General features: G+C 63.5%; 23 protein-coding genes. 17 read left to right on the top strand and 6 right to left on the bottom strand.

Annotated elements, in window-relative coordinates; translation table 11 throughout:
• Positions 1-138 precede the first annotated feature (138 nt).
• Complete coding sequence (locus AB4Y40_RS12910) at positions 139-1,413, top strand: NRAMP family divalent metal transporter (protein ID WP_368688005.1); 1,275 nt, start codon at positions 139-141, stop codon at positions 1,411-1,413.
• A gap of 510 nt (positions 1,414-1,923) precedes the next feature.
• Positions 1,924-2,145, top strand: a complete 222-nt coding sequence (locus AB4Y40_RS12905) for a hypothetical protein (RefSeq protein WP_368688004.1) — start codon at positions 1,924-1,926, stop codon at positions 2,143-2,145.
• A 339-nt stretch (positions 2,146-2,484) separates the two neighbouring features.
• Here AB4Y40_RS12905 and AB4Y40_RS12900 read toward each other — a convergent pair whose 3' ends face one another.
• Entirely contained in the window at positions 2,485-3,951 is a 1,467-nt protein-coding gene (locus AB4Y40_RS12900) for an MFS transporter (RefSeq protein ID WP_368688003.1), read from the bottom strand.
• Here AB4Y40_RS12900 and AB4Y40_RS12895 point away from each other — a divergent pair.
• Both AB4Y40_RS12895 and AB4Y40_RS12890 read left to right on the top strand, forming a co-directional pair.
• Positions 3,950-4,138, top strand: coding sequence for a hypothetical protein (locus tag AB4Y40_RS12895; protein WP_368688002.1), 189 nt, complete (start codon positions 3,950-3,952; stop codon positions 4,136-4,138). The two genes, AB4Y40_RS12900 and AB4Y40_RS12895, sit on opposite strands and share 2 nt — an antisense overlap.
• Positions 4,111-4,989, top strand: a complete 879-nt coding sequence (locus tag AB4Y40_RS12890) for a LysR family transcriptional regulator (RefSeq protein ID WP_368688001.1) — start codon at positions 4,111-4,113, stop codon at positions 4,987-4,989. The genes AB4Y40_RS12895 and AB4Y40_RS12890 overlap by 28 nt, the downstream gene beginning before the upstream one ends.
• Before the next feature lie 30 nt (positions 4,990-5,019).
• Here AB4Y40_RS12890 and AB4Y40_RS12885 read toward each other — a convergent pair whose 3' ends face one another.
• The 3 genes from AB4Y40_RS12885 to AB4Y40_RS12875 all read right to left on the bottom strand — a co-directional run bounded on the left by AB4Y40_RS12885 (position 5,020) and on the right by AB4Y40_RS12875 (position 9,705).
• Complete coding sequence (locus tag AB4Y40_RS12885; protein WP_368688000.1) at positions 5,020-7,146, bottom strand: D-(-)-3-hydroxybutyrate oligomer hydrolase; 2,127 nt, start codon at positions 7,144-7,146, stop codon at positions 5,020-5,022.
• A gap of 234 nt (positions 7,147-7,380) precedes the next feature.
• Complete coding sequence (locus AB4Y40_RS12880) at positions 7,381-8,481, bottom strand: TAXI family TRAP transporter solute-binding subunit (RefSeq protein ID WP_368687999.1); 1,101 nt, start codon at positions 8,479-8,481, stop codon at positions 7,381-7,383.
• Between the two features lie 60 nt (positions 8,482-8,541).
• On the bottom strand, positions 8,542-9,705 hold the full coding sequence (locus AB4Y40_RS12875) for a hypothetical protein (protein WP_368687998.1): 1,164 nt from the start codon (positions 9,703-9,705) through the stop codon (positions 8,542-8,544).
• A gap of 831 nt (positions 9,706-10,536) precedes the next feature.
• Between AB4Y40_RS12875 and AB4Y40_RS12870 the strand changes: the two genes are divergently transcribed.
• The 3 genes from AB4Y40_RS12870 (at position 10,537) to AB4Y40_RS12860 (ending at position 13,742) form a co-directional block, all read left to right on the top strand.
• Positions 10,537-12,357 carry a peptidase S10 gene (locus AB4Y40_RS12870; RefSeq protein ID WP_368687997.1) on the top strand — a complete coding sequence of 607 codons (1,821 nt, stop codon included), beginning with the start codon at positions 10,537-10,539 and terminating at the stop codon, positions 12,355-12,357.
• 83 nt (positions 12,358-12,440) lie between these two features.
• On the top strand, positions 12,441-12,839 hold the full coding sequence (locus tag AB4Y40_RS12865; protein ID WP_368687996.1) for a 2-oxoglutarate dehydrogenase: 399 nt from the start codon (positions 12,441-12,443) through the stop codon (positions 12,837-12,839).
• Positions 12,840-13,169: 330 nt separating this feature from the next.
• Entirely contained in the window at positions 13,170-13,742 is a 573-nt protein-coding gene (locus AB4Y40_RS12860; protein ID WP_368687995.1) for a hypothetical protein, read from the top strand.
• A gap of 26 nt (positions 13,743-13,768) precedes the next feature.
• Here AB4Y40_RS12860 and AB4Y40_RS12855 read toward each other — a convergent pair whose 3' ends face one another.
• Positions 13,769-14,206, bottom strand: a complete 438-nt coding sequence (locus AB4Y40_RS12855) for a YMGG-like glycine zipper-containing protein (protein ID WP_368688092.1) — start codon at positions 14,204-14,206, stop codon at positions 13,769-13,771.
• A 376-nt stretch (positions 14,207-14,582) separates the two neighbouring features.
• On the opposite strand from AB4Y40_RS12855, the gene AB4Y40_RS12850 reads away from it, so the two are divergent.
• The 5 genes from AB4Y40_RS12850 to AB4Y40_RS12830 all read left to right on the top strand — a co-directional run bounded on the left by AB4Y40_RS12850 (position 14,583) and on the right by AB4Y40_RS12830 (position 19,880).
• A complete protein-coding gene (locus tag AB4Y40_RS12850) occupies positions 14,583-14,819 on the top strand; it encodes a hypothetical protein (RefSeq protein WP_368687994.1) in 237 nt (78 codons plus the stop codon).
• Positions 14,820-14,945: 126 nt separating this feature from the next.
• Positions 14,946-16,013, top strand: a complete 1,068-nt coding sequence (locus AB4Y40_RS12845) for a LacI family DNA-binding transcriptional regulator (RefSeq protein WP_368687993.1) — start codon at positions 14,946-14,948, stop codon at positions 16,011-16,013.
• A 72-nt stretch (positions 16,014-16,085) separates the two neighbouring features.
• Positions 16,086-17,060 (top strand): substrate-binding domain-containing protein, encoded by a 975-nt coding sequence (locus tag AB4Y40_RS12840; RefSeq protein WP_342921775.1) that lies wholly within the window; start codon positions 16,086-16,088, stop codon positions 17,058-17,060.
• The gene (locus AB4Y40_RS12835) at positions 17,061-18,581 is read left to right on the top strand and encodes a sugar ABC transporter ATP-binding protein (RefSeq protein WP_368687992.1); all 1,521 of its coding nucleotides are present in this window, start codon (positions 17,061-17,063) and stop codon (positions 18,579-18,581) included.
• 24 nt (positions 18,582-18,605) lie between these two features.
• A complete protein-coding gene (locus tag AB4Y40_RS12830) occupies positions 18,606-19,880 on the top strand; it encodes an ABC transporter permease (RefSeq protein ID WP_368687991.1) in 1,275 nt (424 codons plus the stop codon).
• A 67-nt stretch (positions 19,881-19,947) separates the two neighbouring features.
• On the opposite strand, the gene AB4Y40_RS12825 is transcribed toward AB4Y40_RS12830, so the two are convergent.
• On the bottom strand, positions 19,948-20,277 hold the full coding sequence (locus AB4Y40_RS12825; RefSeq protein ID WP_368687990.1) for a BON domain-containing protein: 330 nt from the start codon (positions 20,275-20,277) through the stop codon (positions 19,948-19,950).
• An 826-nt stretch (positions 20,278-21,103) separates the two neighbouring features.
• Between AB4Y40_RS12825 and AB4Y40_RS12820 the strand changes: the two genes are divergently transcribed.
• The 5 genes from AB4Y40_RS12820 (at position 21,104) to AB4Y40_RS12800 (ending at position 26,928) form a co-directional block, all read left to right on the top strand.
• Positions 21,104-22,258 (top strand): porin, encoded by a 1,155-nt coding sequence (locus tag AB4Y40_RS12820; protein WP_368687989.1) that lies wholly within the window; start codon positions 21,104-21,106, stop codon positions 22,256-22,258.
• Positions 22,259-22,465: 207 nt separating this feature from the next.
• Positions 22,466-23,557, top strand: a complete 1,092-nt coding sequence (locus tag AB4Y40_RS12815; protein WP_368687988.1) for a LacI family DNA-binding transcriptional regulator — start codon at positions 22,466-22,468, stop codon at positions 23,555-23,557.
• 173 nt (positions 23,558-23,730) lie between these two features.
• Positions 23,731-24,978 carry an ABC transporter substrate-binding protein gene (locus AB4Y40_RS12810; RefSeq protein ID WP_368687987.1) on the top strand — a complete coding sequence of 416 codons (1,248 nt, stop codon included), beginning with the start codon at positions 23,731-23,733 and terminating at the stop codon, positions 24,976-24,978.
• Between the two features lie 106 nt (positions 24,979-25,084).
• Positions 25,085-26,101, top strand: a complete 1,017-nt coding sequence (locus AB4Y40_RS12805; protein WP_368687986.1) for a carbohydrate ABC transporter permease — start codon at positions 25,085-25,087, stop codon at positions 26,099-26,101.
• Complete coding sequence (locus AB4Y40_RS12800) at positions 26,098-26,928, top strand: carbohydrate ABC transporter permease (RefSeq protein WP_368687985.1); 831 nt, start codon at positions 26,098-26,100, stop codon at positions 26,926-26,928. The genes AB4Y40_RS12805 and AB4Y40_RS12800 overlap by 4 nt, the downstream gene beginning before the upstream one ends.
• Positions 26,929-26,993 lie beyond the last annotated feature (65 nt).

Here is a 26,993-nt window from a genome sequence, read left to right as displayed (position 1 = left end):
GGATTGTGCCTCAGAGGTTGATCTGTCCAGCCATCTCGACATCCCGGTTCGCGGGCAGGCTGTGCCGGGGGACAGCGGGTCCGGACCCGCACGCTACAATCGCGCGACAGATACTACAGGCGCAATCTTTCAGAACGCATGACCCCTCTCCCGACGCTCAAGCAAACCGTTTCGCGAGGACTGCGCCGGCTCGCCCTGTGGGGCCCGGGGCTGCTCGTGATGCTGGCCGACTGCGACGCCGGCAACGTCGTGACGGCCGCGCAGGCCGGCGCGCAAACGGGGCTGCGGCTCCTGCCCGTGCTGCTTGGGCTGGTTCCGCTGCTCTACATGGTTCAGGAACTGACCGTGCGCCTCGGCATCTTCACCGGGCGCGGTTATGGCGAACTCATCCGCTCGCGCTTCGGACCGGTTTGGGCGGCGCTGGCCGCGGCGGGACTGGTCGTGGCCGTGCTCGGGTCGCTCGTGACGGAGTTCACCGGCGTTGCCGGCGTGGGGGAAATGTACGGCGTATCGCGTGCCGTCACGCTGCCGCTCGCCGTCGTCCTGTTGACCGGCATCGTGCTCACGGGCTCGCACAAGCGCGTCGACCGGATCGCGATTGCCATCGGTGCATTCGACCTGACGTTCTTCGCCGTCGCATGGAGCGCGCGCCACGAACTCCAGGTCATGGTCCCGCAGATGACCCACCTTGCAGCGGGCGGCCGTGAGGCCGGCTATCTGGCGGCGGCGCTCATTGGCGCGACATTCAATCCGTGGATGGTGTTCTATCAGCAGGCGGCGGTCGCGGACAGCCTCACGGCGAAAGACTTCACGTCGGCCAGAGTCGAGACGGCGGTCGGCGCCGTCCTCACGCAATTGCTGACGGCAGCGGTGCTCGTCGCGGCGGCGGCAACGCTGTCGGCGCATGGCGAGCCGCGCTCCCTCGACAGCATCGGCGAAATCAGCAATGCGCTCGTTGCCGTCACGGGCCCGTTTGCGGGGCGCCTGCTCTTCGGCGCGGGCGTGCTCGGTGCGGCATTGGTGGCCGCCATCGTGAGTTCTCTCGCGTTGGCCTGGGGGCTCGGCGATGTGTTCGGCTACCGCGCCTCGCTCGAGGTCCGTCCCGACCGCGCGCCCTGGTTCTACGGCGCGTATGCGTTGGCCGTTGCAGGCAGTGCCTGGGCTGTCTGGCTCGCGCCCGACCTCGTTTCCCTGAACGTTGCGGCGCAAGTGGTCAACACGTTGATGCTGCCGCTCGTGTTGGGGTTGCTCGTCGCCCTTAGCGTCACCACGCTCCCGCAACGGTATCGGCCGCGCGGGTCTTACTTGTGGCTCGTGGTTTTCGTGGGCGCGGTCGTGTGTGCCGCGGGTGCGTGGGGCGCGCTGCAGGGTTTGCGTCCTTCACTCGCCATCGCTGGCTTACAGATTCTTTAATAGTGCGTAGTAGACGGCGGCGAACACCACGACGATGCCGATGTTCACGGCCAGCCGCAGCCAGAAAAGATTCTTGAGGAAAATAATATCCACGCCGACGATAACGGCTATCAACAACAAGATGTAAGTCGCAACGTACACGTGTCTCATCATTTCGATCGCCAGTGAAAAGATCCCGGTGGCTCGCTGCCATCGAATCAGGATACGCCGGGACCGCGTGCCTCACACATCGCATACGTTTCCATTCATTTCACCGCCTGGTGCGGCGCATCAGCCAGGCTTGCCCGATGTGGCCGGCCGCACGTTTCCCGATTTCCGTTGTTTTGTTGCTATCTTGCTGAAATCGATGTTGCAAAGGGCTTTTCTGGCTATAGTTAAAGTGCTTTCTCAAACACTTGATGCAACGCGGTAAGAATTGCGCTTTGCATCAAGAACGTTCGGTTTGTGCAGGGTGTTTCGCGGTTGCCGGCGAAAAGGGCTGCAAAACTAACCGATCTCTGGGAGGACCAGATGAGACGCACGAAGACGCAGTCACTGCGTTACCAGGTCGAAAAATGGCTCGCACCGACCTCGCCGGTGCATGTCACCGCGTTTGGTCATACCCCTTCGGGCAGGGCGCGCTACGTGTGCGTGGAGACGCGTCAGACAACGGGATTTCACGCGCTGTTCTTCTTTCAGCACGACGACGGTTACTGGAATGTATTTCCTCCCGTGAGCGACCAGGCCCAGTGAGGCGGGAAATATCGTTAGGCATCCAATTTAATCGCAGGTGCGCTGAAGGATCGCCGGCCTCTCGCCGGCGTTTCCTTGCCGCCATACTTCGATGTCTCGTGGCCCAGGTCGTGAAAGCGGCATGCGAGTCAGCGCGCCATTGTCCACACAACTTCCCCCAGCACGCGGATCGCCCAGAAAGACGTGGTGTTCCGCGCGAACGTGGAGAACCTGTTCGGCAGCCGCTACTGGATCCAGCAGGGCACCTGCCTCACGACCTCCGCGTCGCGCACCGTGCTGCTGTCCGCGCAGATCGACTTCTGATAGCGAGGATTCCGCAGCAAATCTCTGCGGATTCGTTTACGTAGCGGGACCGTTCGCATGCGTACGCCGATGCAGCGGTCCCAGCGCAGTGGACAGCAGCGCGCAGGGCAGCAGGATCGCGACGAGTGCGAACATCGTGGTCCTGAACGCATGAGCGTAGTCGATGACGCCGGGCGCCGCGCCGAGCGTCGAGAAGAACAGGCCGCCCAGCGTGGCCGCGCCGACGGCGGCGCCGATCTGCAACGTCGCCGTGACCATGCCCGAGGCGATGCCCGCGCGCTCGGGTTCCACTTCGGCCAGCACGATGCGCACGACGGAAGGCAACACGAGCCCCTGGCCGATGCCGATCGCCGCGAGTCCCAGGTAGAACCCCGCGCCGGGCTGCGCCACGCCCGCGAGCGCAGCCGCAATCGCGAGTCCACCCGCGAGCATCGCGAAGCCCAGCGTCAGCACGCGATAACCGCCGAACCGGTGCACGAGGCGCGGCATCAGCAGCGGGCTGGACAGAAAGCCGATGCCGAACGGCAGGATTGCGAGTCCCGAAGCGAGCGGCGTCCAGTGCAGGCCGCCTTGCAGATAAATGCCATAGGTCAGGAAGAACGCACTCATCGTATAGAAGAGGAACGCCAGCACGAGGCCGAGCGCGATGACCGGATTGCGGAAGAGGCGCACGTCGAGCAGGGGATCCTTGCCGTTGACGAGGCTGCGCCACTCCACGCGCAGCAGCAGGCCGAGCATGGGCAGCGAGCCGGCCAGGCAGGCGAGCATCCACAGCGGCCAGCCCGACTCGCGTCCGCGCGTGAGCGGATAGACGAACATCAGCAGAAACAGCGACAGCAGCAGGGTGCCCGGCACGTCGATGCGCTTGCCGCGCGGCGGCCGGCTTTCCGGGATGAAGCGCCAGCTGCCGATGAGCGCGAACACGCCGATGGGCAGGTTGACGAGAAAGATCGCGCGCCAGCCCAGGCCGAACGGGTGCAGGCTGATGAGCGCGCCGCCGCCAAGCTGGCCGATCACCGCGGCAACACCGAAAACGAAGGCGTAGAGCCCCATCACGCGCACCTGCTCGTGCGGCGTGAATACGCTGCGGATCGTGGCGAGCACCTGCGGCGCGAGGGTCGCGGCGAACAGGCCTTGCAGGATGCGTCCGGCGACGAGCGCCGTGCCGCTGGTGGCGAGGCCGCAGAACGTGGAGGCGACGACGAAGCCCGCCATGCCCACCATGAAAATGCGCTTGCGGCCGTACAGGTCGCCGAGGCGGCCGCCTGTGATCAGCATGACGGCATTCGCGCATGCGTAGGCCGAGACGACCAGCTGGAGTTCGGACGCGTTCGCGCCGAGTCCGTCGCGGATGGCGGGCAGCGCGAGATTCACGATGAAGTAGTCGAGCGGCGGCAGAATCGCGCCCACCAGCAAAACGACCAGCGCCCAGCCGTGATGGCCGTGGCTGGCGTCGGCGGTGCGCGGCGCTACGGCGCAGGCGGCGTACGTATTGTCAGACATGAGTGTGCTCAGCGATAAAGGGCCGGATTTCGTCACGCTGCGCTATCCGGCACGCGCGCAGCGTGAGCGTCCAGTCGACATTCTGGTCAATCTCGATCTGACGGAAAAGCGGGAATTGGTGGTAGTATCCATCGAGTTATTCGATGAATGTGGAATGTCATGCGTGGCTTCGAATTCGACCAGTTGAAGACGTTCGCGGCGGTGGCGAACGTGGGCAGCCTTTCGGCGGCGGTACCGCTGCTGCATCTTTCGCAATCCACGATCAGCGAGCAGGTGCGCAAGCTCGAGGTGCGCGCGGGCATGCCGCTTTTCGTGCGCAGCAAGCGCGGGGTGGAACTCACGCCCGCGGGCACGCGTCTGCTCGACCATGCGCGGCGCCTCGTGGCGCTCAACGAAGCCGCCTTCGACGACGTGCGCGGCCAGGCCATCAAGGGCGAGCTGCGCGTCGCGATCACCGAGTACTTCCGCACCAACGAAGTGGCCGGTTTGCTCGTGCGGCTGCGCGACTGCTATCCGCAGCTGAGCTTGCATGTGAGCGCGATGAAGAGCGCCGATATCGAGCTCGCCTATGCGAAGCGGCAAATCGATCTCGGCGTGGTCATGCATCTGTCGCATGGCCCGTTCCGGCCCGCCGCCACCGACGCGGACGCGCGCTGGGAGTTGCTGCGCGAGCCGCTCTACTGGGTCGCGTCGCCGGCGCTCGCCGAGCAGTTGCCGCAGGCGTTGCCGCTCGTGCTGCTGCCGGGCGACTGCATGATGCACCAGGTCGCGGTGCGCTCGCTCGAAGAAAACGACATTCCGTACGTGCTCGTTCACAGCGCGTCGGGCGTGGCCGGGCTGCAGTCCATGCTGGCAGCCGGCCTGGGCGTGGGCTGTCTGTGCGCATCGGCAATCGGGGAGGGCCTCATGCGGCTCGGCCCGAGGCACCGGCTGCCGCCGTTGCCCGATGCCGTGTTCTCGCTCCTGCCGCCGCATCCCGGCGAAGGGGACACCGTGACACAGGCGAGGGAAGTGCTGTCGCGGCAACTGCTGGTGTGAGGCGACCGCCGCGACAGCGTCCTTCGCGCGTCAATGCGGCACGTTCACGACCCCGTCGTTCGCGCGGATTGCATTGCTGCCCGGGTTCTCCACGATGGCCGGCAGGTTCGCGAGGCCCAGCGCCGGCGCGGCGCCCGGGTTGCCGCCGCGCGGGATCGTGCGGATGACCTGGGAAGGCGGCAGCGGCGTGCCATTCTTCAGATGACTCCACATCAGATTGAGCGCCGCGATGTTGTAGTAGTGCACCGGCACGAAGTGCGTGTCGAAGCCCGGCACCGCGAGGAACGCATCGAAGTGCTGCCCGTTCAACACCTCGTAGAGCGACAGGTGGCTGCGCGAACCTTCGCGTTCGCTGTTTGCCGCGAGATACGCGCGCGAGGCATGATTGATCGGCACGAGCGCGTCGCTGCGGCCTTGCACGATGATCGCGGGCTTGCCGTGCAGGTTCGCATTCACGCTGATCGCCTGGACGCTCTGGCGCATGCGCGGATCGCCCTTCGTCCACAACGCGCGCAGACATGCCGCGCCCGCGAAGCTGGCATCGGGCGTGGCGAGCCGATGGTCGGCGCCGCCAGGCGGCGTGACGTCGTAGACGAGGTTGACGCCATTGGTCGGCGGCACGCCGTTGCCCACGCCAAAGATGGTCAGCATCGGCGAGACGGCGGGCGCAACGCCCGCGGCACCCGTCGCAGCATTCGTCGTACCGAAGCTGAATCCGCACAGGTTGTCGAGCACGCTCGAGCGCGTGTAGGCGTTGGCGTAGGTCACCGCAACCGCCGGCACGGCCTGTGAATCCCACATCGGCGCCTGCAGCAGATCGGAGTCTGCTTCATAGCCGGCCTCATGCAGGCGGGCGAGCGCGTCGTTCGCCTGCGCCTGCGTGTCGCCGCCGTGGATGTAGCCTGCCGCCGCGAGCGAGGTGCAGCGCGCCTGGCGAATCGCGGTCGTGGTCGCCAGGGGCAGCGCGGTGAGGTAGGGCGCGCCGGCGGCGGCGTCCGCGAGCGCGGCGCACGGTTGCAGCAGGTTCGCGAGCGTCATGTAGTCGGCCAGCGGTTTGCCGGCCGCGGCAATCCGCTGACCGCCTTCCCTGACTTGCGCGTCGCCGGGCAGGCGCACGTTGATCTGCGGTTCGCCGACCACCACCGCCGTGATCCACTTGCCCGTGTCCTCTTCGGCTGCCGCGAGCGACGCACCGCCGCCGTTGCTCACGGAAGCTGCGATCGTCGTAATGTCGCCGGGCGCGTAGCGTACGCCGTGATTCGATGCGTCGACGCGCGGCGCGAACTGCTGGTTGAGCACCCAGTACGCGAACTGGACTGCTTCGAGCGTGTCGCGGCCCCAGTCCGCTTCGGGGTTCAACTGCGAATGCGCGTGCTTGAACGCATAACGGTTCGGAAACTTCTGGTTGTAGGCGGCGAGCGCGCCCGCGGGCACGTTCGCGGTGAAAATGCTCGTGCGTCCAGCCGTTGCGGCGTTGGCCGTGACGCCATCGATCAACGTCACGAGGCCGCTCATCAGTTCTTCTGCGCCGTTGCCCGAGCCCTTGTCGGTATAGGCGACCGCGCAGCCGCGCTTGAGTCCCCACTCGCCGGCCGCCGAGATCGCGCCGTACACGCCGCGCGAGCCCGACGACGTGGCGGTCACGATGCACGGGTTCGCCGGATCGAAGCTGGTCGGCACCTGCACGAGCAGGCTGACGTTCTGGCGGCCGCTGCCGTCGTCGGCGAACGCGAGATATTCGGTGCCGGCAATTTTGCCTTCACCCAGTGTGTCGTTGCCGTATACATCGACGTTGGGCCCCCAGAAGCGGCCATAACCGCCGTTCGCGCTGATATCGACGAGCGCGCGATAGTTCGACCAGATCGCGAGCCGGCGCAGTTCCGCCGCCGTCGGGGCCGCGGGGTTCGCGATGGCCGGTTGCGCCCCGGCAAGCCCGGTTTTGCCGAGCCCGGCGGTCAACAGATCGTCGCTGACGCCATCGTAGCTGGTGGTTTGCAGACTGCTCGCCACCACGAACGACGGCAGTCGGTTGAATGCCGGGTGACTGGCATTGTTCCCGGCAGCGTGTGCGCCGGGCACGAGCGCCGCGCCTGCAATGGCGATCGCGGCACACAGGCGTGCCGTTATACGCCGGACTGTGAACGGGGTATCTCTCATGGGTGTCTCCTTGTTTGTTGTTAGGCTAGGACGCACTGCATCGGGAAGACCGTTTCGACGTGCCGGCATGACGGCACCCATGGACATTAGGACATCCTGAAAGCAGATACCAGGAGAGATTGCATGCGGGCGCAAGGGGATCGCCTTCCACGCCGTGCTGGCGTTGGAAGGGTCCCCTTGCTGGCTGTTCACGCGCGATGGGAACCGCGTTCCCTCGGAGGATTCCCTGCGGGATTATTTGCAGAGCAGGAGCAGGCGCTCCTGATCCGAGCATGGCCGCCCATCGACTTTTTGCGCGGCGGGAGCGCCTTGCGCCGCGGTCGACCCCGTGGCGGCCTGCACCGCGGCGCGGTGCGCGAAACACGCCTTCAGGCGTCGCTCAACGGGCGGATAGTATTGCCAGCCTTTGCCGAGGCCCGGTAGATCGAGCTTTACCTGCTTCCACTTCGGATGGCCGTGCTCCTGCAGGTTGTCGAAGTTCGCGCAGAGCGAATCGGCAAAACGCTTCAGGTTGCCGACCGTATCGCGCAGGTTGTAGTCATAGGTGACGAGAAAGGCCTTGACCGTCCACGTCGGCACGTCTTCCTTGAGCCAGTTCGGGTAGCTCGACACGTGGATCGTCGCGGGATAGTAGGTCTGCTTTGCGCGCGCCGTTTCCGGCGCGTTCGCATCGACGCGCAGGAAGCGGATCTGCTGCAGCAATTCGGGGTTCATGTCGGTGAAGAGCTTGGCGGGCTGCCCGGCAACGATGATGGCCACATCGATCTTCTTGACGATGAGCGCGGCCAGCGCGTCTTCGTTGCTCAGGTGCTGCGCGTTCTGCTCCGGAATCGGCTGGCCGAACATGAGGCGGTACAGCGTCGTCGCCGACTGCGCGGTGCCGCTGCCGATCAGGCCGACGCTGATCACCTTGTCCTTGATCTCGTTGATCGTCTTCATCGGCGAGTCGTTACGCACCACGAAATAAATCTCTTCATCGTAGAGCGGCATGATGAGCCGCAGCGGCCGTATCAGCGTGCCGGCCTCTTCGTTGCCGGAATTGGCCATGTCGACGTAGGCCTGGTAGACATCGGACTGCACGAGCGCGAGCTTCACGCCGGGCTCGAAACGCATGCGCTGCACGTTTTCGGCCGAGCCTTTCGATGGGATCACTTCGAGGTCGATGCCCGCCGGCTGCGCGACCCATTTCGCGAGGTCCTGGCCGATCTGAATGTAGGTGCCGCGCTCCGGGCCGGTCACGATGCGGTAGTGCGCGTCGACCTCGGCGGCGACGGCGAGCACCGGGAAAAGCAGGGCGATCAGCGCCGCCACTCCCGCTAGAGTCGTTTTCAGCATGGTCTCTCTCCCGCCTTGTTTGCGATGTACGGCAGACTTCGATATGTTATGGAATCCTGTTCAATGCGCGGCGCCAGGCGGCGCGGCGTGCTTCCAGCCGTTTTGCACGATCGCACGCTGCTGGGCGTCGACGCTGTTGTCGCCGCCGGTGGGGCTGGCGGCGGTCGCGACGTTTGCCGCGTGCGTGGCGTTCGTCACGTTCGCAGTGTTCAGGGCGCCGGGCAGTGGCGGCGGCGAGGCGCTCGTGTTCCAATCCTGCGACGACGGCAGCCGCACGGTGTCCGCGCCGCGCGGCAACGCCGCTGCCGCGTTCGTTTGCGGGGCGCCATTGGGTGGACTGAGCGGCTTCCAGGCCGTCGATACGATGGCGCGCTCCATCAACGATTGCGCAGCCTGACTGCTCGAATCGATCGCGAGCGCTTCCGAAGCCTGTTGCTGCACGCAGGCCCAGGCACGCTGCGCGACGCAGCGGTCCGCGTTCTGCAACGCGCTATCGCGCCGTTGCTCGCGCGCCGCGATATCGCCTTGTAGCGCGCGCGCCTCCTCGTTGTCCCCGTCGCGCGCGAGCACGGCGTTCGCCACGGCCTTCGCGTCGAACAGGTTGTTTTCTGCAAGGCTGTTCCGTGCGATGCGCAGACCGTCGGCCACGTCCGCGAATTGCGGCGCGGGGTGCGCATTGCGCGGGGGCGATTGCGGCTGCTCGCTGATCTGCCTGGCGGCGCCAGGGGGCATCTCATCGGTCTGTCGCGCAGAGGCATCGGTTGAAACCGAACCGCCCGAAGAGTGCAGGGTCTCTTCGCTGGCGGTACCCTCCCGCTGGCGGTTCGCACCGAGCAGCAGATACGTGCCGTACGCGAACGCAAGAATCAGAGCGATCACGAACAGGCCCCTGGGAAAGATCCATTGCGACATGTGCGAGAAGTGCAACCCATGCGTAAGCGCTGCGGCGTGCTGTGCGGCGTGCGGGTAGCCGGTGTCCAGCGACGGCCCGTCGGTCGCGGGCACGACCGCCTGCGCGAGCTTTGCGGCCGCGGGGGCAGGGGGCGCCGCCGCCGTGGCGCAGAGGGGGGGCAACGTGGCTTTCGGATGGGTGCCCAGCGCGACTTTGTCGAGTGGGCAATCCGTGCCGCAGTAAGGACAGAATTCGAAGTTCTCGTACAGCAGTCCGCCGCAACGCTTGCACGCCGCGGGGAAATTCTGGTCGCGACCAATCTGAGCGGACATGATGTCGTCCCACCGTTATGGCAATGCCATTTCGGCATGCTCAGAATCGTCGTTGAAGCGATGGGCAAGGCCTCGCGGAACTCACGATCTGCATGCGCAGGAAAGCGACGGGGCCGGACCGAGCGCAGCCGTCTGGTCAAAATATGGTTGATTTCGCACAGCGCGTCAATCTCCGTTGTTGCCCAGCGCACATATGCTTGATGGCTGCGTTCTGGTGAAGATCGCGTTGCGGAATTTTTTACCGTGCGGGCGTTTTATTTATAAGAGTAGCTAAATGAGCGGACGGGCTAACCGTCACGCACCGAGCGGGAAGGGTGACCCCAATTGGGTGTGTCGGCCGGCGCACGCAAGCCACGGATTGCAATCGTTCAGACAACCCGTGGGGCATTGTCGAGTATCCATTCGCCCTTCGCTCGCGGTCGCGTTGCAACGTGATCCCGCATTGCCGACCTGCATGCACGCGGCTGTTTCATGCTCGACGCAATTGCTGCGTGCGCAACGAATCAGTGCGCATAGGTCCCGAAACTAGCCCTTGACAAAGTACTGCGGCGCCTCCTATTTTTCCTCTGCCACCTTTCATTACCAATTATTTCCAGCGCAATCCCGTCGGCGAAACTCAATGGTTTCGCCCGATGCGCTATGGATTATTTGGCAATCCATAGTAAATAAATAACGCTTAAGTTGAATCGACTTTGTCAGGAATGGAAAGTTAAATGTCAGCCGCTTCCTGCCGGTAATTGCAGTTGAATTTTGATGCCTTTATTCAAGGAATTTTTGCCGGCGAACGCGGCCCCCGCGTAGTGTGACGTCATCATTCGAAGGGGTATAACAATGCATCCGGACAGTAAATCCCGCGTGGGCTCGAGCCGCAGTTGGTGCCAGCTGCGCCATGCAGGCGCAATCGCCATCGGCGTGCTGATGCTGGCGGGTTGCGGCGGTGGCGATAGCCCGTCCACGTCTGCCGCAAGCGCAATGAACCAGGTTTCGGCAAGCGAGAAAGCTGCCGCGCAAACGTCGAACTCGCCAAACGCAAACCAGCCCTATACGGACCCGATCGCCTACTCGCCGAACGCTACCGATGGCCTTGCCGCGTCGCAGGTTGCTGAAAAAGCCGCGATCATGCATTACCAGTGGACCTCGGGCAGGACGACGATCAACTACACGACGACCACCGGCCATCTGACCGCTTCGGACGCAAACGGCAATCCGGAGGCGACGATGTCGTATGTCGCCTATACCGCGCCGGCCACGAACGGCTCGCCGCGGCCGGTGACGTTCATCTATAACGGCGGACCCGGTTCTTCGTCGATCTGGCTGCGTCTCGGCTCGTTTGCGCCAACGCGTGTCGCCACGCCCGACCCGCTGCTCACCAACTGGCCGAACTTTCCGCTCGTCAACAACGCCGAGAGCCTGATCGATACGACGGACATGGTGTTCATCGACCCGCCGGGCACGGGGCTTTCGGAGGCCATTCTGCCGAACACGAACCAGAAGTTCTGGGGCTGCGATCCCGATGTGAACGTGATGCGCGATTTCATCAAGCGCTATCTGGCCGTGAATAACCGCAGCAGCTCGCCGATCTATCTCTACGGCGAATCGTATGGCACGCCGCGCACCGACATGCTTGCGCTCGCGCTCGAAGCGGCGGGCGTGCCGTTGACCGGCATCGTGCTGCAGTCGTCCATCCTGAACTACTTTGCCGATGCGATCGAGGCGACGGCCATTACGGATTCGACGGCGGGCCTGGTGCTCGATACCGATACACTCGCGGGTTATTACCCCGGCTATGCGGAGGTGGCCGCCTATTTCAATCTGGTTTCGCCGCCATTGATCGATCAGGGCCTCTTCGCGTTGCAGTCGGAGATCTTCGCGACGGGCCAGTACAAGCATTTCCGCAAGTACGCGCAATCGTGGGTGCTGAGTCAACTCGGCATTCCCGACGCGCTGGGCAAGCCGGTCTTTCCGCCCGAGAAAACGCTGGATTCTTGGCGCTGGCCTTCGAGCCTCACATTGCAGGCACTCAATGGCTACTTCAACGTGAATCCGTTCAATAACGAACTGATCCCGGGCACGACGATCGGTCGTTACGACGGGCGCGTATCGTTGCCGAATTCGGATCCGCGTTTGCAGAGCGACGGCGACCCGTCGGACATTCTCATCTCGCAGCCGTTCACGACCGCACTCGCCACGCAGATGCCGGATTATCTCGGCTACACGGCGCCGAATGCGACGTACATGCCGCTGAACGACAACATCATCGAGGTCTGGGACTTCTCGCACGACGGCCAGCCGCTGCCCGATACGCTGCCCGACCTGCTCGGCGCGATCCAGCTCAATCCGCAATTGAAGGTGCTCGCGGAGAACGGCTATCACGATCTCGCCACGCCGTTCTTCAATACGGAGAAGCAGCTCGCGCGTCTGCAAACGGTGGCGGGATTGAGCCCGAACCTGCAGGTCAACTTCTTCCAGGGCGGACACATGATTTATCTGGACGACGTGGCGCGCCCGAAGATGAAGGCCGATCTCGTGAGCTACTATGGTGGTCAACCCATCCCATTGGCGCTTTCGCTCTGGACGCTTCCGCAGCCGTGGCCCGACGAGAGTCCCGCGGGTACGCCGACTTCCACGGCAGTCGCGGCAGCGGGCCAATAACGTCACAGGCCGCGGGCTTCGTCGAGCGTCGATCATCGATAGTCGATTGAGGCCCGCTCCTCACTCATTGAAGGCGAGCGATCATGTCTACATTCAAAAAGCTGTGGTGCGTTGCTCCGCTCATGCTTTGCGCGATGGCTGCGGTCACGACAGGCCATGCGCAGGCGGCAACGCAAGCGGTGGCGCCGGTTCAGCTGCCGAAGGGCGGCCACGGCGTGGATGGCCCATTCTTCCCGTCGAACCGTCCAGCACCGCTTACACCCTCCACCGGAACGCAATTGCAGCAGCAAGCGCAGCAGAGGGTGGAAGCACGCCTCGGCGCGACTTCCGCGTTGAGCAACGGCGCTTCGATCACGAAGGCGCAGGCGCAGAGCAGCGGGCTCGGGTATATCGCGCAACATTTCGATCAGATCGACACGGCACATACAGGGAGGGTGTCGATGAGCGACGTGCGGCAGTATCTGCAGAAACAGGGCCAATGAGGATGCCGGTCTGTCGCGCTGCAGTGATCGGCGTCGTGGGCGTGCTGGCGGCGGGGGCAGGCGCCCCGGCCAGTTTCGCGCTCGACGCCGTTTCCGTCGTAATGCCTCAAGCCGTGAAGCCGTAACGCCTTTCCCATCGAATTTTCTGCACCCGAAATCTCCTGCTGACCCGCTCTCTCCATCAAATGATGGAGGCGCAAGCGTGCGCGGTTCCATAGGCTTAGGAAGCGGAGCGCTCACCGGCGCGAGCCGGGGCCTCCCTCTACGACTGCTTATGGCTCACTGCGCGTTATGAAGCCAGACGCCTGCTATGGTGACAAGGAGATGACCATGAAGATCAAGCATTCAAGAATGTTGTCGGCAACAGCCTTTGCACTGCTCTCGCTCAGTGGCGTCGCACACGCCGACGGTGGCCTTTGCTCGAACGCAACATTGAGGGGAGCTTACGGATTTCACGGGCATGGAGAAATTCTTGGCCTGCTGGATAGCAACAACAAGCTGCACCCATTTGCCTCACCGTCGACACTCGATGATGTCGCCATCGTGACGTTCGACGGCGCGGGTAAATTCACCCGTACCGACTTCGGCATGATCAACGGCTTGCCGAAAGGCGGGCAGACTGCCTTCAACCCGTACCAGAGCGGCACCTACACCGTGAATTCCGATTGCACGGGCATCATGAAACAGGTTTATGGCAGCGGCGGGCCGGTGCTGGCCGGTGTCGAGACCGACCTGCAGATCGTTGTTTCCGACGACGGGACGCTCATCGAATCCGTTGTCTATAAAGCGTATTCGCCCGCGTCCGGTCCCACCGCCGACGGCACGACGTGCCCGCCGAATTGCGATCAAGGTGTGCAGGAACAATTCGAGGGGAAGAAGGTTCTCGTTTACGGCTTCCGCTAAGCGCGTCTCTTCGATATCGTCCGGACCTAGCGCAGCGAGTAGCCCCGGCCCTGCATGCAAGCCTCCCACGCCTGGCGATAGTTAGCGAGCGCCTGCTGTTGCGCCGATTCCATCTGCGCGTTCTGCGCCGCCGCGGCGCGCCCCTGGCGCCGGTGCGCTACGCCCCCGGCAACCGTGCCGGCCACGGCGCCGATGGCCGCGCCGTGGCCGGCATCGCCACCGATCGCACCCGCGGCGGCGCCAATGGCCGCGCCTCCGGCGGCGCCCCGGACGCGTTGGCCATTCGACGCCTGAGCTTGCGGTGCAGCGTTTGCCACGACCGCAGGGTCAACGCCGGTTTTCTGTTTTGCCCACGCATAGCAGGCACCTTCATCGGAACTTTGCTGCTGGGCGCTTTGGCCTTTCGACGGGTACACGACGGTTTGCTGCGCAAGGACCGGAAGTGCTGTTCCCGCAATCACCATTGCGGCGGGAATAAAAACGATGCGATTGATTCTCATGGAAGACGTTTCCCGTAGTGGCCTGAATGAGTCGGCAGAGAATATCTCGTGCTCATTCGATCGCGTAGGTCGATAGGGTAATAAGCGTTGTTCCCGTTGATACGTATCAATGGAGGTCAAAACGACGCCGAAGATTGCAAGTCGCGGCCGCATTTGATTGATTGGCTTTTGCATAAAGCAGTGGGATGGCGTGCGACAAATATTCTGGTTCTCACCGAACTCAATCCGGCTATGAATTGGCTGCCGGGCTCGCAAGGTGAGCGCACGCGTGCGCGCGATTGCGGCGGGTCCGATGGTACGCTTGGGCTTCTCGAGATCACATGGCTGGAGATTGCCGATCATGAAGCGCTTGTGCTGCGCAGCGTTCCTCGCCTTACTCGTTGCCGGCTGTGCTTCGCCGTCGCCGCCGCCCGCCGCCGACACCAACAGCTACATGCTGCATACGCCCGATGGCGCGCACCCCGGCGCGCCCGCCTCGAAGCCACCGAGGCTAACCGTGGGCGTCAGCGATCCCGACACGCAACTGATTCTTCCGTGGTTCCTAAACGACATCATCAACTTCGTGAACTACCGCTAGTCCTCCCTTTCTGCGGCGACCCGGAAAAACCCTCCCTTGAAGCCTGAAAATCCATTTCCTACTCTATGAAACGTTTCAGTTCGGGCGGATAACCTCAAGCGCGTCACCTCGGGCGGACAGACCAGTATGGACGACCGCAAGAAAAGTGCCAGTACACTCAAGGACGTCGCGAACGCAGCGGGAGTCTCGCTGGGCACGGCGTCCAAAGTGCTCGCGGGAGCCGCAAACGTGAGCGAAGCGCGCCAGCGCCAGGTCTGGGAAGCGGCCCGCAAGCTCGGCTACCGGCGCAACAGCCTGGCCGCCGAACTGCGCAGTTGCCGCTCCACGTCGATTGGTTTTGTCGTGCCCGACCTGACCAATTCGTTCTTCATCGAACTGGTCTGCGCGCTCGAAGACCATGCACTCGAATCCGGTTACCGGCTCATCCTGGCGCACGCCCAGGAGGACCCGGAGCGCGAAGCGGAGCGCATCCGCTTCGTCCTCTCGCGCCAGGTGGCGGGCATGATCATCATTCCCTGCCACGGCTACGAGCACGCGATCAGCGAACTGCGCGAATGCGACGTGCCGCTCGTGATGGCCGACCGCGTGGACAACAGCTTTCCCGCCAACACGGTCACGACCGACAGTCATCGCGCGGCGATGGACGGCACCGCGCATCTGATCGCGCTTGGCCACCGCCGCATCACGTTCATCGTCAATGCGCTCGACCTCGTGAACAGCCGCGAGCGTGCCCAGGGCTACCAGGACGCGATGCAGCGCGCCGGGCTGGCGCAGCACGCCAACGTCGTGGTGTGCGGCATGAGCGATACCGAAAGCCACGCGACGACGCTCGGCGTGCTCGCCGCGCGCGAGCGCCCCACGGCGCTCTTCACGGGCGCGAACGTCGCGACGCTCGGTGCGCTGCGGGCGATCCGCGACGCGGGCCTGCAACTGCCGGACGACATCTCGCTGCTTTCCTTCGACGACGCGCCGTGGATGTCGGTGCTGCGTCCCGGCATCAGTTCGATTCGTCAGCCCGCCGAAGCGATTGCCCGCGGCATCTGGCATCTCCTGCACAAGCAGTTGCTGGGCGAGAACGCGGAGATCGTGCACTTGCGCATGCGTGCCGACTTGCGCGTGCGCGACAGCACGGGCCCGGTGCGGTATGACGAATGGGGCGAAGCGGCGCGTGCCTCTGCCGCGCCGCCGCTATAACGTTTTATTTTTCGCAGCACCCGAGGCCGGCCGCACGCGCCGCCCGGTTCAGACAACAAAGGAGACAGGGCAATGGACAGTCAACGACGCATTCTGATTGCGGGTCTGGTCGCCGTGCCGCTCGCCGGCGCAGCGGGTCTACTCGGGACGCTCAGCACGCCCGCGTTCGGGCAGCAGAAGAAATACCGCTTCGGCTTCTCGCAGGTGACCACGGTCGAGCCCTGGCGCGTGCAGTTCAACAAGGACATGAAAGCCGAGGCCGCGAAGCATCCCGAGGTCGATCTGATCATTGCCGACGCCGGCGACCGCACCGACAAGCAGAATGCCGACATGGAGAATTTCATTGCCCAGAAGATGGATGCGATCTTCATTTCGCCCAAGGAGTCGGCGGGGCTGACCGGCGTGGTGGAAAAGGCCTATAAGGCAGGCATTCCCGTGTTCGTGCTCGACCGCGAGGTGAACGGCGAATCCTATACGCAGTTCATCGGCGGCGACAACGTGCAGATCGGCCGCGAAGCCGGCGCATTCATCGTCAAGCTGATGGGCGGTCCGGGTCACGCGCAGGGCAATCTCGTCGAGGTCTGGGGCGGCTTCGGCGCGCAGCCGGCGCACGACCGCCACGACGGCGCGGCGAGCGTGATCGGCAAGGAGTCGGGCATCAAGCTCGTGGGCGAACGCGTGGACTGCGACTGGAAGCAGGACAAGGCGTACGAGTACATGAAGACGGTGTTGCGCGTGAATCCGAAAATCGATGTGGTCTATGGGCACAACGATCCCATGGCCTACGGCGCCTATCTCGCGGCCAAGGACGCGGGGCGCGACAAGAGCATCAAGTTCGTGGGCATCGACGGGTTGCCGCAGGAGGGCGCGACCTGGGTCTCGCAAGGCCTGCTCGCCGGCACGTTCATGTACCCCACGCCCGGCGCCGAAGGCATACGCCAGGCGCTCAAGCTGCTGCATGGCGAAAAGATCCCGAAGAAGGTCACGTTGCCGACCCAGGGCATTTTTGCGGACAACGCCAAGGCGTATATTGCTAGCCACTCCTGAATGAATGCCACTGCCACCGCGCCGCTCATCGAGGCGGCAGGCCTGTCGATTTCCTTCAACGGCAGCGCCGTGTTATCGAGCGTCGACTTCGATGTCGTGGCGGGGGAGGTGCATGCGCTCGTTGGCGAGAACGGCGCGGGCAAATCGAGCCTGATGAAGATGCTGGGCGGCCTCTATACGCCCGACAGCGGCACGATACGGGTGCGGGGCGTGCCCACGCGCCTCGCGAGCGTCAACGACGCGATCGATGCCGGGATCGCGGTGATTCATCAGGAGTTGAACCTCGTCGATACGCTGTCTGCTGTCGACAACATATTCCTCGGCAAGGAGCCGCGCACGCGCTGGGGCTTTCCTGACCGGCGCGCCATGCGCACGGCCGCGCGCAGCGTGCTTGGACAACTGGGCTTTCGCGCGAGTCCCGACGCGCTGGTCGGCGCGCTGCGGGTGGGCGAAAAGCAACTGGTGGAAATCGCCAAATCGCTGGTGGCCGAAGCCCGGGTGCTGATCATGGACGAGCCGACCTCGGCGCTCTCCGATGCGGAGACCCACGCGCTCCTCACGCTCACGCGGCAACTGCGCGAACGCGGCATGGGCATCGTGCTGATCAGCCACCGGCTGGGCGAAGTCTTCGCCGTGGCCGACCGCGTGACCGTGCTGCGCGACGGCCGGCGCATCTCGACGCTGCCGGTCGCGCAGGTGGAGTCCTCGACGGCGCTCGTCTCGATGATGATCGGCAAGGACTTCGCGCCGCCCGAGCGCGGTGCGGACGAGGCGCCGCGCGCTCGCAGCACGAGTGTGGAAGTGCGCAATCTCTCGCTGTGGGGGCCGGCGCGCGCGATGGTGCGCGACGTGTCGTTTGCGGTGCGCGAGGGCGAAGTGTTCGGCCTCTCTGGCCTGCTCGGCGCAGGCAAGACCGAAGTGCTCGAAGCCATCTACGGGATCTCGGCCTACCGGCAGGAGGGTGTCATCGCGATTGCGGGGCAGAACCGGTCATTCAGGTCTCCAAATGAAGCCGCGGAATCGGGCCTCGCCTTCGTGACCGAAGACCGCAAGAAGGACGGCCTCGTGCTCGATCAGTCGCTCGAAGCGAACTTCGTGCTGCCGTCGTTGCCGCGCGTGCCCGGCTTTCCGTTCTACCGGCGGCGCAGGCTGTGCGGCTGGGCCGCCGAACAGGCGCGAGCCTCGCGGGTCAAGCATCGCAGTCTCGCGCAAAGCGCCAATAGCCTGTCGGGCGGCAATCAGCAAAAGCTCATCATCGGCAAATGGCTGATGACGAAGCCGCGCATCCTGCTGCTCGACGAACCGACGCGCGGCGTGGACGTCGCCGCCAAAGCGGAGATTTACCGCCAGATACTCGACGCGGCGCGCTCGGGCGTGACGGTGCTGATCGCCAGCTCGGAAATCGACGAATTGACCTTGCTGTGCGACCGCATTCTCGTGCTGTGCGAAGGGCGTGCGAAACAGATCGTGCCGCGCAGCGATTTTTCCGGCGACCTGCTGATTAATCTCGCTTCGCCTTGAATCGATACTGACTGGAGACTGACCATGCTGCATGTGCAGGACCATGTCGCCGAGCCGGACGCGCCAACGCGCAGGCGTCAACTCAGCACGCTCATGACGCACCTGAAGTACTACCTGGGGCTGATCCTGCTGCTCGTGGTGGGCGCATTCACCTCGCCTCACTCGACCGATGGCAGCAACATCTTTCTCTCCAGCGCCAATATTTCCGACGTGTTTCGCGAGGTTGCCAACGTCGGCGTGATGTCGATCGGCATGACGCTCGTGATCATCACCGCGGGCATCGATCTTTCCGTCGGCGCGATCATGGGACTGGGCAGCGTGCTGACCGCCATGCTGCTGACCACGGAGGGATGGAACCGGGCGACTGACGCTTCACTCGTGCTCAACGCGATTGCCGTGTTCTCGATCGCGTTCATCGTGCTCGGTGCATGGCGCAGGCCGCAACGTTCGCATGGCGCGCATGCGGGCGCCGCACGCGCGGTGCGCGGCGGCATTGCGCTGCTGTGCGCGGCGCTGGCGTGCCTGTATATCGCGTTGCACGCGGCGCACCGCATGCCGCTCGCAGGCGTGCTCTGGATCGTGCCGCTCGCGGGCTTCACGGTGGGCAGCATCAACGGCTGGATCATCACGCGCGGGCGCATGCAGCCGTTCATCGTCACGCTCGCGGCGATGGTCGGCGTGCTCGGCGCTGCGCGGCTGATCGCCGGGCAGGACACCGCCGTCTATTCGATTTACAGCGGAACGAACGCGACCGCCGAAATCGAGAATCTGCGCGCGCTGCTGTTCAATCTGATTCCCGTGCCTGCGCTTTTCTTTCTCGTGATCGCGCTCGTGTTCAGTTTCGTGATGAATCGCACGGTGTTCGGCAAATATCTGTACGCGATAGGCGGCAACGAGAAATGCGCCGTGGTTTCAGGGCTCGATGTCAACCGCTACAAGCTGATGGCCTACGCCATTTCCGGCCTGCTCTCAGCGCTGGTTGGCGTGCTCTATGCGGCGCAGTACCGCCAGGGTAAGGCCGATGCCGGGTCCGGCTGGGAACTCGACGCGATTGCCGCCGTGGTGATTGGCGGGACGAGTCTTGCCGGCGGCGTTGGGCGGATATCGGGCACGGTGGCGGGCGTGCTCATATTCGGCTTCCTCGGCAACATCCTGTTGCTCAACGATATCGACAGCAATACCCAACTGGTCCTCAAAGGACTGATCATCGTGATTGCCGTGTTTCTGCAGCAGACCGACTATGGGCGCGGCGGCTGGATCAAACGGATCAGACATCTCATTGCGCGGCGCGATCGATAAATAAAGCACGGCGCGCGGACAATACAGGCGCCGTCCGCGCGCCGCGATTCATTCGATCTCATTGACCTCAGCGTCCACGCGCAAGCCAACTGTCCACCGATTGCACGCCTTCGACCGAAGCCGCGCTGCGCTCGGCGAGCGCGACCTGTTCGTGCGCGTCTACCCATCCGAGCAGCGTGACGGTGCCTCCTCGAGCAAAGACAAATATATGAGAAGTGTTGACGCCATTACGCGCAAAAGCGACCCGGACGTTGTGCGCGAGTTGCGGGTTGCTTGCGCCCGAGTCGGTTTGAGCCTGAACGGCCGGCACCATGGCGCTGGAAATCAGCAATGCGAGCGTGGAAGTGATGATGGCTTTCACGATACCTCCTTGCAGTGTGGCAAAAATGCCGGTCACAGCCGGCAGCAAGTCTTCCGGTCCTTCTTCAACGCAGGGCCGCGGAAGTCAGAGGGCAAACCAGCCCGCGCAGTGCGCGGTGCAATGGTCACCGCAAGGACGCGTCGGGGGTTCAGCCAGCCGGGCATGGAACGGTAGCGCCATCGCCCGGCGAAAGTTGCGCTGGTGCGTGCTGGTGCATTGCGTTCGGACGGGACGTCGCGCGCGCGACGTGGCGGGGAACAGCGGGAGTCGAGGCGCGGGGAATTGCGTGGCGCGATGGTCTGAAGCCGGAAAGCCCGCGGGATTGATTCGACGTCCCGCGCTGAGTGTGCTTACCGGAGAATCTCAACTCGTTGCCCGGCAGGGTATACCTTGATCATAGTCGCTATTGCCGAGGCCTGCTGGTGACAGCGCTCTCAGCAGAACTGCAACGCTGCGGACACAACGGGCAAAAAATTTCCGTGTTGTCGTTGCAACTTCACAACGTCAGAGCGTCGCTTTTGAAAGCGCTGTCAAGCGCGATTTGGCCGAAGTAGCACGGGTGTTCGGTGTATTTCCCTCGCTGCGCATATTTTCCCGCACGACCGCAAACGGAGTTGCGAGCTTTGTGACCATAACGGAATGGTCACAAAGCAGGGGTCTACTCCGGGGCCGCGCGGCGCGCAACTGTTATCGGTAACATCGTTTTCCCTGGACTGCCGGTTCGATACACGGGGCAGGCGCGTCCCTATAATCGCCTCGAAATGTGATTCGGAACATTTCAGTGAGGCAGCCTGGTAGGGAACGTGTAGAGCGCACGCGACCTGCGCGGTTTGGAGACGCCAAAATATATATAGGATATCTAATGAACAAGAAGCTTATTGCATTGTCGGTGATGGCTGCTGCGACGACGATGGCGCACGCGCAGAGCAGCGTCACCCTGTATGGCCGTATCGACAACGGCGTGCAGTATGAAACCGGTCTGCCGGGCGGTAGCAGGTTCTCGGCACAGAGCGGCGACTGGGGTTGCTCCTGGTTCGGCCTGCTGGGCTCGGAAGATCTGGGCGGCGGCACGAAGGCGGTGTTCCAGCTGGAAGGCCAGCTCAATACGATGACGGGCGCTTCGGCGGGCAACCTGTTCGGGCGTCACGCCACGGTGGGCTTCAGCAACGACCGCTTCGGTCTGTTCAAGATGGGTAATCTCGGCGCCGGCGAACTTTCGCAGGACAGCTGGGGCGCGGACCCGCAGTTGATGCAGCGTTACGCGATCTCGACGCTGGTGCGCGGCCGCAACTGGGCGAGCACGAGCAACGGCGCGGAATATGATTCGCCCACGCTGTTCGGCGGTCTCGTGTTCAAGGGCCAGTATTCGCTGACCAACAACACGAGCTGGAACTCGGCGCCGGTCAACGCACAAGGCGTGCCGACGGGCCAGGGCCGTACGAACGCGATTGAAGGCATCTATACGTGGGGCAGCGGCGATTTCCGCGTGATCTATGACGAAGTCCGCGGCGCGGACGGTTCGTTCAACAACGTGTATTCGGCTTCGCGCTCGATTCTCGCTGGCGGCACGTATGTGATCGGTCCGGTGAAGATCTACGCGGGCTACCAGCACTTGAGCGCACCGAGCGCCACCAACGCAAGCGTGGGCGTGACCGACGCGTCGCAGCCGGCTGGCGTACGCGCACCGACGGCGGTGGACCACGAGTGGATCGGCGCTGGCTGGCAGGTGAACGACGCGTCGGCGATCACGGCTGCGGTGTTCCATGCGAACGCGAACAACGGCAACGGCAACGCCACGCTGTTCACGCTCGGCACGACGTACAACCTGTCGAAGCGCACGTTCCTGTACGCGGAAGCCGGCTACGTGCACAACAGCTCGACGTCGAACATCAACCTCGGCAACGGTTCGTACGGCAACAACAACTTCGACGCGGCGACGGGCACGTCGTCGAACGACAACCCGAACTACGGCCACAGCCAGACCGGCGTGTTCGCGGGCATCATGCACATGTTCTGATTTGACTTCGTTTGACCTGTAGTTGTTGTGATCTCTTTGTGTTAGGTACTGCTTAATTCTCTTTCATAGAGAGGCCGGTGCGATCTCTCCTCCACCCTGGTCGCACCGGCTGCTTTTTCCGAGTTTTTTAGTCACTTCGAATTCGTATCTGGAAACGCTTTTTTCAGTGTCTGAAAGCGCTTTCATGAAAATGTTCAGGCGGAACTCATGACCGATGGCACCAACGAAGCACCCGGCGCGCCCAGTGTCCAGAGCGGACCCACTCCGGGTCCCAACGTGACGCTGGAAGAAATTGCGCGCGCTGCCGGCGTGTCTCCGAGCACGGTGTCGCGCATCCTGAACGGCACCGCGCGTGTTCTCCCCGAAAAGCAGCGCGCGGTGGAAGAGGCGATCGCGCGGTTCAACTATCGTCCGAACGTGCTGGCGCGCAGTCTTGCGAGCGGCCGCACCGAAACCATCGGCGTCCTGACACAAGCCGTGTCGAGCCCGTTTTACGCCGAGTGGCTGCGCGGTATTGAAGAGGCGCTTTCCGAGCCGGGCTTCACGCCGATCTTCGTGAGCAGCCGCTGGAATGTCGTCGACGAAAAGGCACGCCTCGAAGAGTTCATCGCGCGCCGCGTGGACGGCATCATTCTGTTGCATGCCCAACTCGACGAGCCGACGCTTACCGAATACTCGCGCTACGCGCCCATGCTGGTGCTGGGGCGCTCGGTGCAAAACGGCACGGCGCTCGCGGGCCTGCCGATCGACAACCTGCAGGGCGCACGCGACGCGACCCGCCATCTGATCGAGCAGGGCCACCGCGAGATCGCGTTCATTGCCGGCCCGAGCAGTCACGAAGACGCGATCGAGCGTCTCGACGGTTACCGCATCGCACTGGAAGACGCGGGAATCGGCTTCGACGCCGATCTGGTCGAGCAGGGCGATTACCTCGAAACAGGCGGCCTCGCGGCCATGGAGCGGCTGCTGGTGCGCCGGCCGTCGTTGAGCGCGGTGTTCTGCGCGAACGACCAGACCGCGTACGGCGCGCGTCTCGCGATGTTCCGCCGCGGCGTGCGCGTGCCCGAGGATGTGTCGCTGGTCGGCTTCGACGATCTGCCGACTTCTTCGTACATGACGCCGCCTCTGACGACAGTGCGCCAGCCGACCTATGAAATCGGCCGTCTCGCCGCGCAAGGCATCGTGCAGATGATCCGCAAGCAGCCCATCGCGCTGAGCCCCATTCCGCTCACGCTGGTGACGCGCGAGACGACGCGTCGCATCGGGCCGTCGCTTAGCCCGGTAGACAAAGGTGCATAAGGTCCGCGTCCACTTCGGCCGTTTTTTTGGTCTTGCGGTGAAAGCGCTTTCAAACAGATGAGCGCTGCAAGCAGGGAGTCAGGCGTTGCGAATGAATACAACAGGGGAAGTAGTTCGTAGCAGCAGGGGAGCAATTGAACGTCACTCACAAACGTATCACCAGGAGACATGTAATGAATTTCCGTTTTTCAGGCACTGCCGCTGCCGTTTTGCTCAGCCTGGCTACCGTGGCTGCGCATGCCAACACCACGCTGACCGTCGCGGTGTTTCCGAAGCTCGACCAGGAAATCAAGGACGCGATTCCCGCGTGGAAGAAGCTCCATCCGGACGTCGACATCAAGGTCTCGTCGCTCGCGATCGCCGATCACCACAACGCCATGACCACCGCGCTCGCAACGAGCTCGGACCTGCCCGACGTGATGGCGGTCGAAGTCGGCTTCATTGGTCGCTTTGCAGCCGGTGGCGGTCTCGAGAACCTGGCGAAGCCGCCCTATGACGCAGGTCAGTACAAGAGCCAGTTCATCAACTACACGTTCGCGCAGGCCACGACCCAGGAGGGCCAGATCGTCGGCATGCCGGGCGATATCGGCCCGGGCACGCTGTTCTACCGCAAGGACATTCTCGACAAGGCAGGCGTGACCGAAGCCGACCTGACCAAGTCGTGGGAGTCGTATCTGGCGGCCGGGCAGAAGATCAAGAACGCGACCGGCGCGTACCTGATGGCGTCGTCGCGCGATATCGAAGACATCTATATTCGCGCCGACCTGAAGGAAGGCGATGGCGTGTACTTCGACAAGGCCGGCAATCCGGTCGTGACGTCGCCGCGCTTCGTGAAGGCATTCGAGCTGGCGAAGAAGGCGCGCGATCTCGGTCTCGACGCGAAGATCACGCCGTGGTCGAACGAGTGGGCCGAGAGCTTCAAGCGCGGCACGGTCGCCACGCAAATGATGGGCGCATGGCTCGGCGGCCACCTCTCGTCGTGGATCGCACCCGATACGAAGGGCCTGTGGCGCGCGACGAATCTGCCCGGCGGTGCTTATGCATCGTTCGGCGGCACGTTCTGGTCGATTCCGGTGAAGGCCTCGCAAAAGCAGCTGTCGTGGGAATTCATCAAGTTCCTGACGACGCGTCCGGACGAGCAGCTCGCTTCGTTCCGCTCGATCGACGCCTTCCCGGCGCTGCTTTCGGCGCAGCACGACGACTTCTTCGCGCAGCCCGTTGCGTTCCTCGGCAACGAGAAGGCTCGCCTGATCTGGCGCGATGCGGCCTCGCATATCCCGGCGATCCAGCGCAGCAAGTATGACCAGGTTGCCGAAGAGGCGGTCCACTCGGCGCTCGACAAGGTGGTCGACAGCAACGAGGACATCCACCAGGCGCTGCAGGAAGCACAGGCTGAGATCACGCATCGGATCCGCCGTTAAGCGGTTCTGATGAAACGGCGCGGCATGCATCGCCGCGCTTTGAAGCCCGCTGCAACAGCGTGGCCGGTCGCCCCGGCCGGCCACGCCCGAATGGACGGAACTATTGATGAACTCTCCTCTGCCCACAACTGAACAAGTCTCCCGGGAAGGGCTCGTGCGCGATACGCTCGCCCACGCTCGTGGCAAACCGCGGCTCAATCCGGTCAAGATCGCGCCGTACCTGTTTCTCGCGCCGTTTTTCCTGTTGTTCGCCGTGTTCCTGGCCTTTCCGCTGCTGTTTTCGCTGTATCTCTCGTTCCAGAGCTGGGACGCGACAGCGGGTCTGGCGAGCATGAAGTGGGTGGGTCTGTCGAACTTCACTTTCACGCTGACGGACCCGTGGTACTGGAAATCGCTCTACAACACGGCTTCGATGGCGGTCATGTCCGGCGTGCCGCAGCACCTCATTGCGCTGCCGCTGGCGTTCTTTCTGCAAACCGCGTTTCGCCGCTGGCGCAATTTCGTGGTCGGGCTGTATTTCCTGCCCTTCATCACGTCGAGCGTGGCGATCGCGCTGATCTTCTCGTCGCTGTATTCGACCGACTTCGGCATGATCAACCTCGCCATTGCCGAAATCGGCAAGATTCCGGGGCTGCACTGGATCGTGCCTTCGAAACCGATCGAGTGGCTGTACAACCCCGCGAACGTGAAGCCGGCGGTTTCGGTTGTCGTCTTCTGGCGCTACGTGGGCTGGAATACGGTGCTTTATCTGTCCGCGCTGCAAACCATTCCGAAGGACATTTACGAGGCGGCACGCATCGACGGTGCCAATGGCTGGCAACAGTTCACGCGCATCACGATTCCGCTTCTCAAACCGATGATCTTCTTCGCCGTCACGCTTTCGATCATCGGTGGGCTGCAACTGTTCGAAGAGCCGTTCATCCTGCTCCCGAACGAAGGCATGGGCACGAGCCAGTCAGGCCTGACCACGGCGGTCTACATGTATCGCACGGCATTCCACGACGGCGACTTCGGCACGGCCAGTTCGATTGCGTGGCTGCTCTTTATCACGATTTCCGCGCTGATGTGGCTCAACACGCGCATTTTCCACCGCAGCGGCATGAAAGAAGAGGCACAGCGATGAAACTGTCGAAAAACAAGGCGCGCTATACGGGCTACGCCGTCGTGCTGGCGGGCGCGGTGCTGATGTTCTCGCCGTTCTGGTTCATGTTCGTTTTCGCCACGCACACGAGTTCCGAGATTTTCTCGATGCCGCCGCCGCTGTGGTTCGGCAATGCGTTTCTCGACAACATGGCGTCGCTCATGCGTCACATTCCGTTCTGGCGCAATCTGGGCTGGAGCTTCTACACGGCCACGATCCAGACCTTGCTGACGCTGCTCGTCACCTCGATGGCCGGTTACGCGTTTGCGATGTATGAGTTCCGCTTCAAGAAGACGCTCTTTGCCGTTGCGCTCACGGCCATGCTGGTGCCGCCGTTCCTCAGCATGATTCCGACCTTCATGACGATGAACCTGCTCGGCTGGATCAATCAGCCGCGTGCGCTCTACGTGCCCGGCGCGGCGGCCGCGCTCGGCGTGTTCCTCATGCGCCAGTACATCTCCTCGGCCATTCCGTCCGACCTGATCGAGGCGGCGCGCATCGACGGCTGCGGCGAGTTCCGCATCTACTGGAGCATCGTGCTGCCGCTGCTCGGGCCGGCACTGGGCACGCTCGGCCTCATCAGCTTCATTCAGGCCTGGAACAACTTTCTCTCGGCGCTCGTGGTGCTGCGTTCGCCCTCGATGTACACGCTGCCCCTCGCGCTGCGCATCTTGCAGAGCCCGACCAATTCGGACTGGGGCGCGGTGATGGCGGGCTCGGCTGTCGCCGTGGTGCCGTTGCTGGTGCTGTTCGCTTTCACCTCGCGGCGCTTGATCGACGGTTTGACGACCGGCGCCGTCAAGGCCTGAGATTCGCTTCGTTCATTTCATGCCCGCTCATACAAGAGCGGACACGACTAATCAGGATACCTACC

The organism is Paraburkholderia sp. EG287B (assembly GCF_040965595.1).
Lineage (GTDB): Bacteria > Pseudomonadota > Gammaproteobacteria > Burkholderiales > Burkholderiaceae > Paraburkholderia.
This window is presented reverse-complemented; position numbering and strand designations above follow the sequence as displayed.

Bases quoted from the DNA above. Each gene is read 5' to 3' on its own strand.
- AB4Y40_RS12890 (WP_368688001.1), top strand. From the start codon at position 4,111: ATGCGTGGCTTCGAATTCGACCAGTTGAAGACGTTCGCGGCGGTGGCG.
- AB4Y40_RS12885 (WP_368688000.1), bottom strand. From the start codon at position 7,146: ATGAGAGATACCCCGTTCACAGTCCGGCGTATAACGGCACGCCTGTGT.
- AB4Y40_RS12910 (WP_368688005.1), top strand. From the start codon at position 139: ATGACCCCTCTCCCGACGCTCAAGCAAACCGTTTCGCGAGGACTGCGC.
- AB4Y40_RS12845 (WP_368687993.1), top strand. From the start codon at position 14,946: ATGGACGACCGCAAGAAAAGTGCCAGTACACTCAAGGACGTCGCGAAC.
- AB4Y40_RS12800 (WP_368687985.1), top strand. From the start codon at position 26,098: ATGAAACTGTCGAAAAACAAGGCGCGCTATACGGGCTACGCCGTCGTG.
- AB4Y40_RS12835 (WP_368687992.1), top strand. From the start codon at position 17,061: ATGAATGCCACTGCCACCGCGCCGCTCATCGAGGCGGCAGGCCTGTCG.
- AB4Y40_RS12905 (WP_368688004.1), top strand. From the start codon at position 1,924: ATGAGACGCACGAAGACGCAGTCACTGCGTTACCAGGTCGAAAAATGG.
- AB4Y40_RS12875 (WP_368687998.1), bottom strand. From the start codon at position 9,705: ATGTCCGCTCAGATTGGTCGCGACCAGAATTTCCCCGCGGCGTGCAAG.
- AB4Y40_RS12830 (WP_368687991.1), top strand. From the start codon at position 18,606: ATGCTGCATGTGCAGGACCATGTCGCCGAGCCGGACGCGCCAACGCGC.
- AB4Y40_RS12860 (WP_368687995.1), top strand. From the start codon at position 13,170: ATGAAGATCAAGCATTCAAGAATGTTGTCGGCAACAGCCTTTGCACTG.
- AB4Y40_RS12850 (WP_368687994.1), top strand. From the start codon at position 14,583: ATGAAGCGCTTGTGCTGCGCAGCGTTCCTCGCCTTACTCGTTGCCGGC.
- AB4Y40_RS12880 (WP_368687999.1), bottom strand. From the start codon at position 8,481: ATGCTGAAAACGACTCTAGCGGGAGTGGCGGCGCTGATCGCCCTGCTT.
- AB4Y40_RS12840 (WP_342921775.1), top strand. From the start codon at position 16,086: ATGGACAGTCAACGACGCATTCTGATTGCGGGTCTGGTCGCCGTGCCG.
- AB4Y40_RS12865 (WP_368687996.1), top strand. From the start codon at position 12,441: ATGTCTACATTCAAAAAGCTGTGGTGCGTTGCTCCGCTCATGCTTTGC.
- AB4Y40_RS12805 (WP_368687986.1), top strand. From the start codon at position 25,085: ATGAACTCTCCTCTGCCCACAACTGAACAAGTCTCCCGGGAAGGGCTC.
- AB4Y40_RS12820 (WP_368687989.1), top strand. From the start codon at position 21,104: ATGAACAAGAAGCTTATTGCATTGTCGGTGATGGCTGCTGCGACGACG.
- AB4Y40_RS12900 (WP_368688003.1), bottom strand. From the start codon at position 3,951: ATGTCTGACAATACGTACGCCGCCTGCGCCGTAGCGCCGCGCACCGCC.
- AB4Y40_RS12855 (WP_368688092.1), bottom strand. From the start codon at position 14,206: ATGGTGATTGCGGGAACAGCACTTCCGGTCCTTGCGCAGCAAACCGTC.
- AB4Y40_RS12815 (WP_368687988.1), top strand. From the start codon at position 22,466: ATGACCGATGGCACCAACGAAGCACCCGGCGCGCCCAGTGTCCAGAGC.
- AB4Y40_RS12870 (WP_368687997.1), top strand. From the start codon at position 10,537: ATGCATCCGGACAGTAAATCCCGCGTGGGCTCGAGCCGCAGTTGGTGC.
- AB4Y40_RS12810 (WP_368687987.1), top strand. From the start codon at position 23,731: ATGAATTTCCGTTTTTCAGGCACTGCCGCTGCCGTTTTGCTCAGCCTG.
- AB4Y40_RS12895 (WP_368688002.1), top strand. From the start codon at position 3,950: ATGAGTGTGCTCAGCGATAAAGGGCCGGATTTCGTCACGCTGCGCTAT.